Raw genomic sequence first — 350 nt, 5'->3', positions numbered from 1 at the left:
GACGCTTTACAACCCGATATACCCGTGAGCGTCGCTCCGTGGATGGAAGAACTCTTGGAGAACTACAGAGTTCTAATTTTTACAGGACAAACAGACGTCACATGCGGATATCCAATGGCGCTGGACTATTTGAGTAAATTGAAGTTCAGCGGGAGTGAAGATTATCAGAACTCGCCTAGAAATATTTGGTACGTGGATGATGAACCGGCTGGATACGTGAGGACTGGGGGGAATTTAGTGGAACTGTTAGTGAGAAATGCTGGCCACATGGTACCAAACGATCAACCCAAGTGGGCCTATGATTTGCTCTATAGGTTTACAAGAAACGTGCCATTTGCTTAACACATATT

General features: G+C 45.1%; 1 protein-coding gene. It reads left to right on the top strand.

Annotated elements, in window-relative coordinates:
• A partial coding sequence (locus QWY29_RS19915) for a S10 family serine carboxypeptidase-like protein (protein ID WP_300962980.1) occupies positions 1-342 on the top strand: 342 nt, incomplete at its 5' end.
• Between the last annotated feature and the right edge of the window lie 8 nt (positions 343-350).

This window comes from Nocardioides abyssi (assembly GCF_030412915.1).
Lineage (GTDB): Bacteria > Actinomycetota > Actinomycetes > Propionibacteriales > Nocardioidaceae > Nocardioides > Nocardioides abyssi.
Note: the sequence above shows the minus strand (reverse complement) of the source record. Positions and strands in the feature narration are given on the sequence as shown.